Genomic DNA, 15,399 nt, shown 5'->3' with positions numbered 1-15,399 from the left:
CGGCCGCCTGCAGGAGCGCTATGGCTGGGCCAAGGACCGCGCTGAGAAAGAAGTCCGCGACTTCCAGGACAGCGTGAGCAAGGACTATCCGGACTACAAGTAACCGGGCCACGCACGCCCACGTTCTGCCCCCACAGACAACGCCCGCGCCGGAAGGTGCGGGCGTTGCGCTGTGTGGCGATCAACGTGCCGGCGGGTCGGGCACGTAGCGGTTGGGGAACGCCTGCGGCTGGCGGTCCAGGCGCGACGGCGAATCGAGCAGGATGCCGCGTGCGCGCAGGTTGCGGGCGCTGTCGTAGCGCAGCTGCAGCACCTGTGCCGGGCTGCGGGTGGCGCGTTCGAAATCGGTATCGCGCACCGAGGAACTCTCACGTGCACCGTGGCCGGTGCCCAGCGCCGGTGCCTGCGACTTGGCCGAGTAGCCTTCGATGCGGCTGGCGCTGGCATCGGCGGCCGCCGAGGCTTCGGCCGCTTCCGGCGCCGGCCCGGCGCGATCACGCAGGATCGGCTGCGGACGCGGGTACCAGCGGCGCGCCTCTTCGAACACCGCTACACCGACCACGCCGACGTTGTCGGGGCGGCCGGTGCGGCTGGCGTAGCTGCCGCTGGGGCTGCTGAAGACGAACTGGGCCACTTCATCCTGGGTCTTGCGCCAGCCGGTGATGTCGGCGCGCTGGCCGGGATTGAGCACGTAACCAGTCTGCGAGGGATCGGCATCTTCGCCGGAGATGGCGTTGACCCCGTCCACCGACAGCACCACCAGCACCCGTCGCGGGCTGTCGTTGTACAGGCGCACCGCATAGCGGTGGCCGCGCTCACCTGCTACCCAGCGCTGGCCGTCGGCCGGGTAGCTGCGCAGCTCGGTGCCGCGGTCGCGGTCGACCAGGGCCACGCGCACCGGGCCGTCCTGCGGCATCGGCGGGGGCAGCGGGGCCGGGCGGAAGCCGGCCAGGGGCAGGATCAGCAGCAGGGGCAGCAGGCGTTTCATCGGGCGTCTCCAGCGGGGTTGGGTGAATGAACGTGCCGGGGGCCCTGACGGGGTTGACCGTGTGCACGGTAAACTGGCTCCGTTCATAGAAGGTTTCCGTACGCAGTCATGACGACCCGAGTCCTTACCGGCATCACCCCCTCCGGCACGCCCCACCTGGGCAACTACGTTGGCGCCATTCGCCCGGCCATTGCGGCCAGCCGCGCGCCGGACATCGAGAGCTTCTTCTTCCTGGCCGATCTGCACAGCCTGATCAAGTCGCAGGACCCGCAGCGCACCCAGCGCGCGACCCTGGAGATCGCCGCCAGCTGGCTGGCCTGTGGCCTGGACCCGGAACACGTGTGGTTCTACCGCCAGAGCGACATCCGCGAGACCACCGAGCTGATGTGGTTCCTGACCGCCATCGCCAGCAAGGGCATTCTCAACCGCGCCCATGCCTACAAGGCGGCGGTGGACAAGAACCGTGAGGAAGGCCAGGACGAGGACGCAGGTGTCAGCGCCGGCCTGTTCATGTACCCGGTGCTGATGGCGGCCGACATCCTGATCTTCAAGGCCAACCAGGTACCGGTGGGTCGCGACCAGATCCAGCACATCGAGATGGCGCGCGACTTCGCCCAGCGCTTCAACCACGTGTACGGCAAGGAGTATTTCCCGCTGCCGGACGTGGTGATCGACGAGCAGGTGGCAACGCTGGCGGGCCTGGATGGCCGCAAGATGAGCAAGAGTTACCACAACACCATTCCGCTGTTCGTGCCGCGCGAGGAGCTGAAGAAGCTGGTGTTCTCGATCCTGACCGACTCGCGTGCACCGGGCGAGCCGAAGGACACCGAAGGTTCGGCACTGTTCCAGATGTACCAGGCGTTCGCCACCCCGGAACAGACCGCCGCATTCGCCAAGGCTTTCGCCGACGGCATCAGCTGGGGCGATGCCAAGCAGCAGCTGTTCGAGCGCATCGACAGCGAACTGTCGCCGCTGCGCGAGCGCTACAACGCGCTGATGGCCGAGCCGGAAAAGATCGAAGCGCTGCTCAAGCGCCGTGGCCAGCAGCTGCGTGAGCAGCTGGCGGCACCGCTGCTTGAAGAGCTGCGCCATGCGGTCGGCCTGCGTGATCTGTCCGATGCCGGTGACATCGCCAGCGAAGATGCCGGTGAAGCCCGCGCCGCGCCGCCGCTGTTCAAGCAGTACCGCGAGAAGGATGGCCGTTTCTACTTCAAGCTGACCGCAGGTGACGGCACGCTGCTGATCCAGAGCGAAGGATTCGACTCGCCGCGCGATGCCGGCCAGCTGATCGCCGTGCTGAAGCAGGCCGAGCAGGGCGACCAGCTGCAGAGCGATCTGTTCAAGCTGGAAGCAGAGGTCGATGCGGTGCTGGCGGCGCTGGCCGTGCTGCGCGCCGACTGATCGGTAGATGCCGACCTTGGTCGGCGCAGGGGTGGATGCCGGCCAACGGCCGGCACTACCCGGGAATAGCGGCCATGGCATGATGTCCGCGCGCCTCAGGCGCGATGACATGGAGTCTGCGATGGCCTGGTTGTCGCTGCTGCTGTTCCTGCCCTGGTTCATTCTGCTGGGCAGCCTCTACTGGCTGTTCCCGCGCCAGCCGCGTACCGTGCGGCGGCGCCTGTTCGATGGCGCCACCTTGGGACTTGCGCTCGCCCTGAGCATCGTGGCGATGCTGTGGGGCCACCACATCGGTCTGGTACAGCCGGGCGCCGGACCGATCTGGCCGCAGGTGCTGGCGGTGCTGTATGCCTATGGCGCATTCCTGGCGGTGCTGGTGATGGCCCTGTTGCTGCGCCCGCGCTGGTTGCGCCTCTGATGTAGCGCCCCGCGTGTGCCCTCTGTAGAGCCGAGCCCATGCTCGGCTGATGTCTGGCAGAAAGGCAGCCGAGCGTGGGCTCGGCTCTACGGAATTGCCCCCTCCGACCAAAGCCGCATCGATTACGCCATGCCGGCGCGCCTACCATGGGCCTCTGTTCCCGATCCTGCCAGGTGCGCGTCGATGACCGCCGATCCCAGCATCCACACCATCGATACCGGTTTCCAACGGCCCGATTTCGATGCCGCCTACCTGATCATCGAAAATGGTCGTGCCGCGTTCGTCGACTGCGGTACCGGCCTGTCGGTGCCGGCGATGCTGCAGGCCTTGACCGACAACGGGCTGGGCGTGGAGGCGGTGGACTGGCTGCTGCTGACCCACGTGCACCTGGATCATGCCGGCGGCGCTGGCCTGCTGATGCAGCAGCTGCCGAATGCGCGTGCGGTGCTGCATCCGCGCGGCGCGCCGCACATGATCGATCCGACCCGTCTGATCGCCGGGGCCACCGCCGTCTATGGTGCCGAGGAGATCGCGCGCAGCTATGGCCGCATCGAAGCGATTCCCGAGCATCGCGTTGTGGTGGCTGACGACGGCCAGCGCGTCGACCTGGCAGGCCGCGAGCTGGTGCTGCTGCATACGCCGGGCCACGCGCTGCACCACTACTGTGTGTGGGATGCGCGCAGCCGCAGCTGGTTCACCGGCGATACCTTCGGTATCTCCTACCGCGAACTGGACAGTGCGCAGGGCGCTTTCATCTTCCCCACCTCATCGCCGGTGCAGTTCGATCCGGACGCGATGAAGGCGTCGATCCAACGCATGCTCGACTACGCACCACAGGCGATGTACCTGACCCACTACGGTCGTGTCGAACAGGTCGAAAAGCTGGCCGAGGATCTGTTCGAACAGATCGATGCGATGGCAGCAATCGGCCGCCAGTGCGACGGCCGTCCCGACCGTCATCGCTGCCTGCTGGCCGCGCTGGAGGCGCTGTACCTGGAGCGTGCACAGCAGCATGGCTGCGCACTGGACCAGGCTGCGGTAACCGAGGTGCTGGCGATGGATATCGAACTCAACGCACAGGGCCTGGCCTGCTGGCTGGACCGCGCGTCGCGCTGACCCGCGCAGTGCTTGGCGGCGGCAAGAGGGTAGATCCACGCCATGCGTGGATGACGCGGGCCCAGGCTGCGCCGCGATGTCACGACCACGTTACACTCTGGTGACTTCCAAGCTAGCCGTGGTACTGCCGTGAACCCGATGCGCGTGTTGCTGCTGTCGTCCTGCCTGTTCGTCGGCGGCCTGGCCCATGCGGCCAATGACCTGCCCGGCGGCGGCATCGATCCGCAGGCGCTGTCGCGTCATGTGCGCGTGCTGGCATCGGACGAATTCGAAGGCCGTGCACCGGCCACCGAAGGCGAAGAACGCACCGTGCAGTACCTGATCGAGCAGTTCCGCAGCTACGGCCTGCAGCCGGGTGGCGTGGACGGCAGCTGGGTGCAGCCGGTGCCGCTGGTGCGCGCGCAGCTGGATGGCCCGGCCAAGGCCAGTCTTGCCCTGAAGGGCGGCAAGCGGGCGCTGGCCAATGGCGTGGATGTGACCCTGCAGAGCCTGCAGCCACGCAAGCGGGTGCAGATCAAGGATGCGCCGCTGGTGTTCGTCGGCTACGGCATCGACGCGCCCGAGCGCCACTGGAACGACTACAAGGACGTGGACCTGCACGGCAAGATCGCCGTGATGTTGATCAACGACGCCGATTTTGAAGCCGACGCGCCGGGTGCGTTCGATGGCAAGGCGGTGACCTACTACGGTCGCTGGACCTACAAGTTCGAGGAAGCCGCGCGCCGTGGTGCCGCAGGCGTGCTGATCGTGCACGAGACCGCACCGGCCGCCTACGGCTGGGCCACGGTGAAGAGTTCTGGCACCTCGCCGCTGTTCGATATCGAGCGCGGCCAGGCCGAAGCGATGGCCCAGCACACGCCGCTGCGTGGCTGGATGCAGCGTGAGCTGGCCGAACAGATCTTCGCCGACGCCGGCCTGGATTTCGATGCCGAGAAGCGCAAGGCGATGAGCGCGGACTTCCGCCCGGTTGCGCTGGACAACGCCAAGCTGAGCGTCGATTTCGCGCTCAAGCGCGAGCAGGTGGTGACCCGCAACGTGGTGGCCAAGCTGCCCGGCGGCGAGCACGCCGATGAGGCGGTGATCTTCTCCGCACATTGGGATGCCTTCGGTATCGGCCAGGCCGATGCCAAGGGCGACCGCATCCGCCGCGGTGCGATCGACAACGCCACCGGTGTGGCCACCGTGCTGGAACTGGGCCGTGTGTTCGCCGCTGGCCCGCAGCCGCAGCGCACCCTGTACTTCGTCGCCCTGACCGCCGAAGAGAAGGGCCTGCTGGGCGCCAGCTACTACGCCGCGCACCCGCTGGCGCCGCTGGACAAGACCGCTGCGGTACTGAACATCGAGATGTTCAGCCCGGATGGTGCCACCCGTGACATCGCGTCGTGGGGCAAGGGCCGGGTATCGCTGGAAGGCGACCTGGAACGCGTGGCCAAGGCCCGTGGCCGCGCCTACAGCCCGGACCCGAATCTGGAAGCTGGCTTCTTCTACCGTGCCGACCACTTCGCCTTCGCCCGCCTGGGCGTGCCGGCGATCACCATCGGCCCGGGCCTGGACAAGCTGGACGGCGGTGTCGACGCTGGCCGCGCGCTGCGCGAGAAGTACTTCGCCGACTGCTACCACCAGGCCTGCGATGCGTGGACGCCGAGCTGGGATCCGGCGGGTCACGCGGCCGATACCCTGCTGGTCTACGACCTGGGCGCGGAGTTGGCCAACAGCCGTCGCTGGCCGCAGTGGGAGAAGGAATCGGAATTCCACGGCGCCCGCGAGAAGAGCGAAGCCGCCCGCCGCTAAGCGCACGGCAATGCCGGCCGCTGGCCGTCAACCTCTGAATGCACCGGTATGCCGGCTGCTGGCCGACAACCTCTGAATGCACGGTAGTGCCGGCCGCTGGCCGGCAACCTCAAGAACCTTCCGAAGGGATGCGCAGATGCCGGCCAGCGGCCGGCACTACCACGTCTTCAGCCGTGCTGCCGCAGCAGCGTCCACGCGGAAAACAAAACGGCCACCGGCATTGCACCGGTGGCCGCGATCACTACGGCGCGCTTACTTGCGGGTGCCGTCGAGCCAGTTGGGGCCCTTGTTGGTGAGGAAGAACACATAGACCACCAACGATACCGCGATCGTCGCGGTGACGTAGATGGCGAACCAGTCCACGTGGCCGGTCTTCAATGCGCCCTGGTACAGCAGCGGCGCGGTGCCGCCGAACAGCGAGTTGGCCAATGCATAGCCGAAGCCCACGCCCAGCGCACGGATGTGGGTGGGGAACAGCTCTGCCTTTACCACGGCATTGATGGAGGTGTAGCCAGTGAGGATGACAAAGCCCAATGCCAGGGTAAGGAAGGCGAGGGTGGCATCGTGCTGGTGCGGCAACTGGGTGATCAGGTACCAGCTGTACAGCACGCCGCCCACGCCGAAGAACACCAGCAGGCTCTTGCGGCCGATGATGTCAGACAGCCAGCCGCCCACCGGCTGCAACACCATCAGGAAGGCCAGCACAGCCAGGTTGATCAGCGTGCCGGTCATCGGATCGTTGCCGGCGAACGCACTCTGGATCATCTTCGGGCCGTTCACCGAATAGGTGTAGAAGGCGATGGTGCCACCGGCGGTGATCAGGAAGCACAGCAGCAGCGGACGCCACTGGTGCACGAACAGTTCGTACATCGAGCCGGACTTCTTGTCCTTGCCCTCGCGCGCGGCTTCGATGGAGGATTCCGACAGCGATTCGTCCATGCCGCGGCGCAGCCAGAACACCACCACGGCGGCGATGCCACCGATGCCGAAGGCGATGCGCCAGCCCCACTCGGAGATTTCCGGCTTGGCCCAGAACGTCAGCATCACGAACAGGGTCAGCTGGGCCAGCACGTGGCCGCCCACCAGGGTGACGTAGTGGAAGGAGGACAGGAAGCCGCGGCGGCCGGGGATGGCGGCCTCGGACATGTACGTGGCGCTGGCACCGTACTCGCCACCGGTGGCGAAGCCCTGCAGCAGACGCGCGAACAGCAGGATGATCGCCGCCCAGATGCCGATGCTGGCAGCGGTGGGGGTGATGGCGATGATGAACGAGCAGAAGGCCATCAGCGTGACCGACACGGTCAACGCCTGGCGACGGCCATGACGGTCGGCGAAGCGGCCGAAGAACCATGCGCCGATCGGGCGCATCAGGAAGGTCGCGGCGAAGATCGCCCACACGTACATGGTGGAGTTCTTGTCTTCAGGCGAGAAGAACTGCGATTCGAAGTACACGGCGAACACCGAGTACACGTAGACGTCGTACCACTCCACCAGGTTGCCGGCGGAGCCTTTGAGGGTGTTGGAGATGGAACGCCGCAGTGCGGCGCCGTCGGTGGCGGGTACGGCGGGATGGGACGTGGTGCTCATCTGGGTGGGGATCCTCGATGCGGTGCGTCCATGCGGGAAAGATCGGCGCCAGGGGCGCGCAGTGCGCTGCCGGCCAGCCTCCTGGGTACTGCATCCCACGTCAACGCCGGGTGCCGGAAGGGCGGGCGGGACATGGATGGATGACAGCGTGCCACCACATGGGCTGCCGGACCATAACCAAAACGTCCTAAAATCGGTTTCCCCCGGCTCCCTGGTGTGTCATGTCGGCTCCCCCCGTTCCGTCTGCGGCTGCCCCCCGGGGTGGCCTTGTCGCGTTGGCGCTGCTGCTGGTCTACGTGGTCTGGGGCTCGACCTACCTGGGTATCGCCAAGGCCCTGCATGGCGGCGCGCTGCCGCTGACGATGGTCTCCGGCAGCCGGTTCATCATTGCCGGCGGCGTGATGTACCTGGCGCTGCGCCTGTTCTGGAAGATGCCGAAGCCGACCCTGCGGCAGTGGCGCAACCTGGTCATCATGGGCGTGACCATGCTGGTGCTGGGCAACGGCATGGTGGTGCTGGCCGAGCGCGAGGTGTCATCCGGCCTGGCCGCCACGGCGGTGGCCTCGGTGCCGCTGTGGATGGCGTTGTTCTCGGCCCTGCGTGGCCAGCACGCCAGCAAGGGCGAATGGCTGGGCATCGCCGTCGGCTTCGTCGGCGTGGTCTGGCTCAACGCCGGCAGCAGCCTGACCGCATCGCCCACCGGGCTGGTGCTGCTGCTGATCGCACCGGTCGGCTGGGCGTTCGGCTCGGTGTGGGCACGCGGGCAGGACCTGCCGGGCCCGTTCATGACCGCCGCCGGGCAGATGATCTGCGGGGGTGTGCTGCTGGTGCTGATCGGCCTGATCGTCGGCGAGCGCCCCACCACCCTGCCCGATACCGGTGGCCTGCTGGCGATGGCCTATCTGTGCGTGTTCGGTTCGATCGTGGCGTTCACCGCTTACGTCTGGCTGCTGCAGAACGTGCGCCCGGCGCTGGCCGGCAGCTATGCGTATGTCAATCCGGTGATCGCGGTGCTGCTGGGTGCGGCGTTGAACGGCGAGCGTTTCGGCTGGCGCGACTTCCTGGCCATGGCAGTGATACTTCTGGGTGTGGTGGTACTGACGATGGCAAGGACACGCAAGCGATGAGCATGGACGAGAAAGAACAACGCCGGGGCCTGCTGGTCACCGCTTCCACCTTCGTGCTGTGGGGGCTGGTGCCGGTCTACTGGCATCTGCTGAACGAAGTGCCGTCGTTCCAGATCATCGCCCACCGCATCATCTGGAGCACCGTGCTGGTGGTGGCCTGGCTGCTGATCGCCTCGCGGCTGGGCTGGTGGAAGAAGATCGCCGCGCAACCGCGCGCGCTGCCGATCCTGGCGGTATCGAGCCTGACCATCGCCTTCAACTGGGGCCTGTACATCTGGGCGGTCAACGCCGGTCACGTGATCGAGACCAGCCTGGGCTACTTCATCAACCCGCTGGTGAACGTGCTGCTGGGCGTGTTGGTGCTGAAAGAGCGCCTGCGCCGCGTGCAGTGGCTGGCCGTGGCCATCGCCGCGGTGGGCGTGGCCTGGTTGACCATCGATGCGGGTACGCCGCCGTGGATCGCGCTGGGCCTGGCCTGCTCGTTCGGCCTGTACGGCCTGCTGCGCAAGCTGGTGTCGGTCGACCCGGTGGCCGGGCTGGGGGTGGAAAGCCTGTATCTGTTCCTGCCGGCGCTGGGCTTCGCGCTGTGGGCCGAGAACGGCCATGGCGGCGGCTTCTTCGGTGGCTGGGGCTGGGGCAACGATCTGCTGCTGATCTTCGGTGGCGTGGTCACGGCGGTGCCGCTGATCGGTTTCGCCTACGGCGTGAAGCGCATTCCGCTGTCGCTGGTTGGCATCCTGCAGTACATCGCACCGAGCCTGCAGCTGCTGCTGGGCGTGTTCTTCTTCCACGAGGCCTTCGACACCGGCAAGGCGATCGGCTTTGCGGCGATCTGGGCCGGGTTGATCCTGTTCGTCGCAGACAACGTGCGTGCGATGCGCGCCGCCAGACGGTAGCACCGCGCGGCAGCGCACATGACGGCGGAAAAAAGAACGGCGCCCCGAGGGGCGCCGTTCTGCTTCCATCCACGGCCAGGAGAGAGTTGGCCGGGGCGGGAACGCGGTTGCAGGCTTAGAAGCGCTGCTGGTACTTCATGTACATGAAACGACCGATGTCGAAGCCACCGTAGTAGGTGAAGCTGCTGTTCGGCTGGCTGTACATGATCGGACCCTGGTGGTCGAACACGTTGTTCAGGCCCAGCGACACGGTGCCATCCCACGGCAGGCTGTAACGCACCTGCAGGTCGTGGAAGGTATTGGAACCCACCTTGCGGCTCGGCTGTGCATCGGTATACGGCGAGGAGAAGTCGGCCATGTTGCAGTCCGGGCCACCGCCCAGATCGTACGAGCAGGCTTCCTTCATGCCCGAGTAGTACCGGGCGGTCCAGCCGATGCCCAGGTTGCCGTACTGCCAATCCAGGTTGAAGGTCGAACGTACGCGGAAGTCGCCGGCCCAGCCCACACGCTGCTCCACCGGCGTGGTGGCGGCGCTGTCGTTGCGCTGCTCCAGGTAGTCGGTGTAGGTGGTGTTCCAGTTGATGGCGAACTTGCCGTATGCGGTTTCCGGCAGGCGGTAACGCACACCGATGTCATAGCCGGCGGTTTCGCGATAGCCGGCGTTGACCAGCGAGCGATCCAGTGCCGAGACCTGGCCACGGGTGGCCGCAGCGGTGGAACGGGTGAAGCGACCGCATGCCGAATCCACACCCTGCACGTAGCACTGGTTGAGGATGTCGGTGGCCGACTCGCCAACGATGGCGTTGTCGATGCGGATCTTCCACCAGTCCAGGCTGACGTCCAGGCCCTGCACGAATTCCGGGCTGTAGACCAGGCCGACGGTCCAGGTCTTGGCGGTTTCCGGCTTCAGTTCCGCGTTGGAACCGGAGTTGAAATCGGAGGTGGCCTGCTGGCCCGGGCGGTTGGCAAGGTTGCCATCCGAACCGGTCTGCTGACGGAAGTTGGCGGGCACGTTCAGCGCCTGGCAGCGTGCTGCCACGGTCGGGCTGCTGGCGGCGATGCCGAACTTCGTATCGCACGGATCGGTGAACGAATCGCGGCTGGACACTGCACCGCCGTAGAGATCGTCCACGGTGGGTGCACGGAAGCCGGTGCCGTAGGTCGCGCGTACCAGCAGGCTGTCGATCGGCTTCCATTTCAGGCCGAACTTGCTGTTGGTGGTCGAACCAAAGGTGTTGTAGTCGGTGTAGCGACCGGCCAGGTCCAGCGACAGCTCACGGGCGAAGGCCATGTCGGCCAGCAGCGGCACCTGCATTTCCAGGTAGACCTCGTTGAGCGAGTAGTCGCCACGGGTCGGCTGGCCGGTGGTGCCGGCGATCTGGCCCTTCTGCACCATCAGGTCCGGGGTGTAGCTGGCTTCTTCGCTGCGGTGCTCGAAGCCCATCGCGCCCATGATGTCACCGGCCGGCAGGGTGAACAGCGAGCCGGAGATGTTGGCGCTGGCGACCTTGGTGGTGCTGCGCATCTTGTCGACGAAGCGGGTGAACAGGTAGTCCTGCACGTCCTGGTTGCCCAGCGAGCCCGGGCCGGTGTAGCCCATCGGTGCAGCCGGATTCCACGGCACGCAGCCCGCGATCACCGCACCCGGCGTACCGCAGCGGGCAACGTCGCCGTCCATGAAGGACGGGCCGACGGCCAGGTTGGCGTGCGGCTGGTACATGCTGCCGGTGCCGACGCGCTCGCCTTCATTGCGGTTGTACATGTAGCTGACGTTCCAGTCCCAGTAACGCGAACCGGTTTCGAAGCTGCCTTCCAGGCCGAGGCTGGCACGCTTGGTTTCCAGCGTGTTCTCGGTACCGCGCGGCAGCTCTTCGGTGCGGTGCGAGAACAGCACGTCCTGGCCCCACTTGTTGAAGGTGCTGTCCTTGGACAGCGCAGCGCGGGTGCCGTTGCGCGACTGCGCAGCCGAGACCGAGTACGGGTAGCCGGCCAGGTGCTTGGTCGACTCGCGCTTGCTGTACAGCGCGTCAGCGACGATGCGCAGGTTGTCGGTGATCGAGAAGCCGCCGTTGGCGAACACCGAGGTGCGCTCCAGGCCGCTCAGCAGGCTCATGTTGGTCTTGGCGTTGGCACCATCGGCCGGGTTCGGCGTGTGGAAGTTGCCAGCACTGCTCGGGTCGCCGCCCGGGCCTACGGTCAGCGGCTTGCCACCGATGGTGACGGTGCCCCACTGGGTGGTCGGGCTCAGCGCGTCGACGTCGTTGGCATGGCGCGGGCCGCCCGGGTAGCGGCTGAACTCGCGCGCATCGCCGAGGATCTCGTCTTCCTTGGTGCGCTCGGCGCCGACGCTGAACCAGCCGCGGTCGAAGGTCTTGCCGAAGGTGGCGCTGTAGGAGCGCTTCTGGCCGTCGCCTTCACCGTACTGGCCGACATAGACACTGGCTTCGCCACCGTCGAAGTTCTTGCGGGTGATGATGTTGACCACGCCGGCGATGGCGTCCGAGCCGTACAGCGCCGAAGCGCCGTCGGTCAGCACTTCCACGCGCTCGACGATGGCGGACGGGATCGAGGCCAGGTCGGAGTAACCGCCGGCGCTGACGCCCATGCGGCGGCCGTCGATCAGCACCAGGCTGCGTTCCGGGCCGAGGTTGCGCAGGCTGACATACATGCCGCCGAAATCGCGCGAGGAGCTCAGCGAGGACGAACGGCTCAGGCTCGGTGCGCCGGCTGCAGTGACGTCCTGCAGGATGTCGGCGACGTTGACGTAGCCCTTCTTCTCGATGTCGGCGCGGTTGAGTGCCACCACCGGCTGCGCGGTCTCGACACTGGCCTGGCGGATGCGCGAGCCGGTGATCTCGATGCGGTCGAGGTTGGTGGGGGTATCGCCGGCTTCCTGTGCGAAGGCGGGCGTGGTGCAGCTGGCGGCGAGCGCGATGACGATCGCGTTGCGCAGCGGGGTGGTCTTCAGGGACATCCGTGAAATCTCGTGTTTCAGAAAAAACATGCGTCCGTTCTGTGGACGCGTGGGGTGCTGCAAACCAACGTGGGGGCCGGATTCTAGAGTGTTTTCATTGGTAACTGTTTGTCCGCGCGCGCTGTAACGCCGCGAAAATGAATCGCAACCAACAATCCACAGGTGCACTGTGCGCAACGTCACGCGTGTTGTCTCTGCGATGGGCAGAGGCATCGATAGCGGCGGTGTTTGCGCAATCTGTAGCGATGCTAGTACGCATGCATCCATCCACGCATGGCGTGGATCTACTGGATCCCGCACGCGCCACATCGGTAGATCCACGCCATGCGTGGATGGGCCCACAGTAGATCCACGCCATGCGTGGATGGGCCCACAGTAGATCCACGCCATGCGTGGATGGCGCGCAAACAAAAAAGGGACGAAGCCTTCGCTCCGTCCCCTGCGCAACGCTCAATCAATCAATGCGTGATGCTCAGGTCTCGCGCAGCGCCGTGGTGATCGGCAGCCGTGCCGCGCGCAATGCCGGGAACAATCCGCCCACCAGGCCGATGCCCAGCGCCCACTTCAACCCACTCCACAGCAGTTCCGGCGATACATGGAACTTGAACACCACCGCGCTGAAGTTGCTGCCGATGGTGGACACGCTGTAGCCGTTGAACAGCAGCCACGCCACAGCACAGCCGAGCAGCCCGCCGAGCAGAGCCAGCAGCATGGTTTCCAGCATCACTGCAGTCACCACCGGCAGGCCACGGAAGCCGATCGCACGCATCGTGGCGATCTCGCGTGCGCGCGTGGCCACGGCGGCATACATGGTGTTGAGCGCGCCGAACACTGCGCCTACCGCCATGATGGTGCCGATCACCTTGCCAAGGATGTCGATCAGCTTGGTCAACCCGCCACCCTGCTTGCTGTAGTAGACGCGGGTGGTTTCCACGTCCAGCTTCAGGCGCGGATCGGCGGCGACAGCGGCCTTGAACTGCTCGAAGCCGGCCTTGCCGTCGGTGCGCACGCTGATCGACTGCCAGGCGCTGCGCTGGTAGGTGGTGGCCAGCGTGTCAGCGTCGGTCCACAGTTCCGAGTCATGCGCATCGCCGGTAGCGAACACGCCCACGACCATCCAGGTCTGGTTGCCCAGGGTGAGCGTCTTGCCAACGTCCATGTCGCGGAACTGGCTTTTGGCGCCCTGGCCGACCACGATCTCGCGCAGGCCGGCGGCGAACCGGCGACCTTCGACGATCTTGACCTTGTCATGCACGGCCCACGCCTGCGGGCCGACACCGCGGAACTGCGCGTTGACGTCGGTGCCATCGGCCTTGGACACCAGGTTGACCACCTGCGAGAGCTCCGGCGACAGCAGCGGCCGCCCCTGCGCATCGCGGGTGATGCCGGGCAGGGTGGACAGCGTGGGGACCTGCTCGCGGGTGATGACCGAGTTGGTCTCGGCCTGCGAACCGCCGCGCAGGACAATCGCGGTGGTGTCATCGCCGGTGTTGTTGAGCGTGGCCTGGAAGCCTTCGCCCATCGCAAGCATCGCCACCAGCACACCGACCACGCCGGCGATGCCGACCACGATCACCGAGGACGCGCCCCAGCGCTGCGGCAGGCTGGCAATGCCGATGCGGGTGGCGGCCAGTGCCAGCCGTCCACTGCGGGTAAGCGCCAGCCACAATCCCACCAGCACCGCGATCGCCAGCACGCCGATCCACGGCAGGCCGATCCACACGGCCAGGCCGACGGCCAGCAACAGCACGGTCACCGCGTTTCCCAGCCATTTCTTGAGCTTGTTCATGTCGGTGTCCTCTTCAGCGGCCGGCGAGCGCGTCGACGATCTTCAGGCGCTTGGCGCGCAGTGCGGGCAGCAGCCCGACCACGATGCCGATCACCACGATCAGGACGATGCCCACCAGCCAGGTCGGCGTCGGTACGTGCGGCGGCAGCATGCCCATGCTCTTGGGGCTGATGGCCGGCAGGATCAGCGCCGCCAGGCCCATGCCGAGCAGTCCACCGAGGCCGATCAGCAGCACCGATTCGACCATCACCAAGGTCAGCACCGTGCTGTCCTTGAAGCCCAGCGTCTTCAGCGTCGCCAGTTCCGGCACACGCTCGCGCACTGCCTGTGCCATGGTGTTGCCCGTCAACAGCAGCAGGGTGAAGAACACTGCGCCCATGATCGAGGTGACGATCATGCCGATGTCGGCGAACTGCTTGACGAACGCCTGCTGGAACGCCGACTCGGTCTGGGTCTTGGTTTCGTGGTCGGAGTTGGCCGAGATCGCATCGATGGCCTGCGCCACCCGCGAGGACTGCTCCGGGTTGTCCAGCGTCACCGTGTACCAGCTCACCTGGTTCTTGATGTAGTCGTTGGATTCATCGAAGTACTTCCAGTTCATCATCAACTGGCGTTCTTCGTTGGCTGCCAACGCGCGATCCTTCGAGCGGTAGATGCCCTTCAGTTCCAGCGGCCAGTCGTTGCTGCCGCCACGCGGGAAGATGGTGGCCTGCAGCGGAATGGTGTCGCCGACCTTCCAGCCGAACTGCTTGGCCAGCGTCTCGCCGACGATCGCACCGGTGCGGGTCTGCTGCCAGTCCTGCAGCTGTGCCGGGTCGATCTGCAGTTCGCGGTAGACATCGAAGTAGTTCGGCGCCACCGAGAAGTTGGGGAAGAAGTTCTTCGGGTCCTGGTAGATGCCGCCGAACCACATGCCGTAGGTGACATCGCGCACGCCACTGACCTGGCGGATCTGCGCTTCAAGGCGGATCGGCAGCGACTGGGTGATCGACAGGCGCGAGGCTGTCACCAACCGGTTGGCACCTTCCACACTGCCACCGGAAGAGAACGCCACGCGTACCGAGTCGAGCATGCCGAACAGCAGGAACGCGGCCACCACCGACAGCAGGGTCAACAGGGTGCGGGTACGGCTGCGGAACAGCTGCGCCCAGACCAACGAGAAGTATTTCATCGCTGTGGCCTCCGTCAGTGGGCCAGCGGGGCGTCAGCCAGCTCGCCCTTGTCCAGGTGCACCGTGTGGGTGGCGTACTCGGCAGCCTTCGGGTCATGGGTGACCATGATGATGGTCTTGCCGTGTTCGCGGTTGAGCTGC

11 protein-coding genes and 2 pseudogenes are annotated in these 15,399 nt (G+C 66.2%); 7 read left to right on the top strand and 6 right to left on the bottom strand.

The window, feature by feature from the left end:
- A pseudogene (locus tag DBR20_RS23770) lies at window positions 1-103 on the top strand (CsbD family protein); the annotation flags it as partial.
- 78 nt (window positions 104-181) lie between these two features.
- Here DBR20_RS23770 and DBR20_RS21115 read toward each other — a convergent pair.
- Entirely contained in the window at window positions 182-988 is an 807-nt protein-coding gene (locus tag DBR20_RS21115; protein ID WP_089241426.1) for a hypothetical protein, read from the bottom strand.
- A gap of 108 nt (window positions 989-1,096) precedes the next feature.
- Here DBR20_RS21115 and DBR20_RS21110 point away from each other — a divergent pair, with 108 nt between their 5' ends.
- The 4 genes from DBR20_RS21110 (at window position 1,097) to DBR20_RS21095 (ending at window position 5,714) form a co-directional block, all read left to right on the top strand.
- On the top strand, window positions 1,097-2,389 hold the full coding sequence (locus DBR20_RS21110; protein WP_025878334.1) for a tryptophan--tRNA ligase: 1,293 nt from the start codon (window positions 1,097-1,099) through the stop codon (window positions 2,387-2,389).
- Between the two features lie 121 nt (window positions 2,390-2,510).
- Entirely contained in the window at window positions 2,511-2,807 is a 297-nt protein-coding gene (locus tag DBR20_RS21105) for a hypothetical protein (RefSeq protein WP_108268256.1), read from the top strand.
- A 183-nt stretch (window positions 2,808-2,990) separates the two neighbouring features.
- Entirely contained in the window at window positions 2,991-3,923 is a 933-nt protein-coding gene (locus DBR20_RS21100; RefSeq protein WP_108268254.1) for an MBL fold metallo-hydrolase, read from the top strand.
- Between the two features lie 138 nt (window positions 3,924-4,061).
- Entirely contained in the window at window positions 4,062-5,714 is a 1,653-nt protein-coding gene (locus DBR20_RS21095) for a M28 family metallopeptidase (RefSeq protein WP_108268252.1), read from the top strand.
- A gap of 252 nt (window positions 5,715-5,966) precedes the next feature.
- Here DBR20_RS21095 and DBR20_RS21090 read toward each other — a convergent pair whose 3' ends face one another.
- Complete coding sequence (locus tag DBR20_RS21090; protein WP_108268250.1) at window positions 5,967-7,301, bottom strand: MFS transporter; 1,335 nt, start codon at window positions 7,299-7,301, stop codon at window positions 5,967-5,969.
- Between the two features lie 221 nt (window positions 7,302-7,522).
- On the opposite strand from DBR20_RS21090, the gene yedA reads away from it, so the two are divergent.
- Together yedA and rarD are read left to right on the top strand one after the other, a co-directional pair.
- A complete protein-coding gene (gene yedA / locus DBR20_RS21085) occupies window positions 7,523-8,428 on the top strand; it encodes a drug/metabolite exporter YedA (protein ID WP_108268248.1) in 906 nt (301 codons plus the stop codon).
- On the top strand, window positions 8,425-9,324 hold the full coding sequence (rarD, locus tag DBR20_RS21080; protein ID WP_089241411.1) for an EamA family transporter RarD: 900 nt from the start codon (window positions 8,425-8,427) through the stop codon (window positions 9,322-9,324). Before yedA ends, rarD begins: the two co-directional genes overlap by 4 nt.
- Window positions 9,325-9,439: 115 nt before the next feature.
- Here rarD and DBR20_RS21075 read toward each other — a convergent pair whose 3' ends face one another.
- From DBR20_RS21075 to DBR20_RS23640, 4 genes and pseudogenes are all read right to left on the bottom strand, one after another.
- Window positions 9,440-12,298 carry a TonB-dependent receptor gene (locus DBR20_RS21075; protein ID WP_108268246.1) on the bottom strand — a complete coding sequence of 953 codons (2,859 nt, stop codon included), beginning with the start codon at window positions 12,296-12,298 and terminating at the stop codon, window positions 9,440-9,442.
- Window positions 12,299-12,770: 472 nt separating this feature from the next.
- Window positions 12,771-14,087 (bottom strand): ABC transporter permease, encoded by a 1,317-nt coding sequence (locus DBR20_RS21070; protein ID WP_108268244.1) that lies wholly within the window; start codon window positions 14,085-14,087, stop codon window positions 12,771-12,773.
- A gap of 13 nt (window positions 14,088-14,100) precedes the next feature.
- Entirely contained in the window at window positions 14,101-15,258 is a 1,158-nt protein-coding gene (locus tag DBR20_RS21065; protein WP_108268242.1) for an FtsX-like permease family protein, read from the bottom strand.
- Between the two features lie 14 nt (window positions 15,259-15,272).
- A pseudogene (locus DBR20_RS23640) lies at window positions 15,273-15,399 on the bottom strand (ABC transporter ATP-binding protein); the annotation flags it as partial.

Source organism: Stenotrophomonas sp. HMWF023, from assembly GCF_003060985.1.
Lineage (GTDB): Bacteria > Pseudomonadota > Gammaproteobacteria > Xanthomonadales > Xanthomonadaceae > Stenotrophomonas > Stenotrophomonas lactitubi.
This window is presented reverse-complemented; position numbering and strand designations above follow the sequence as displayed.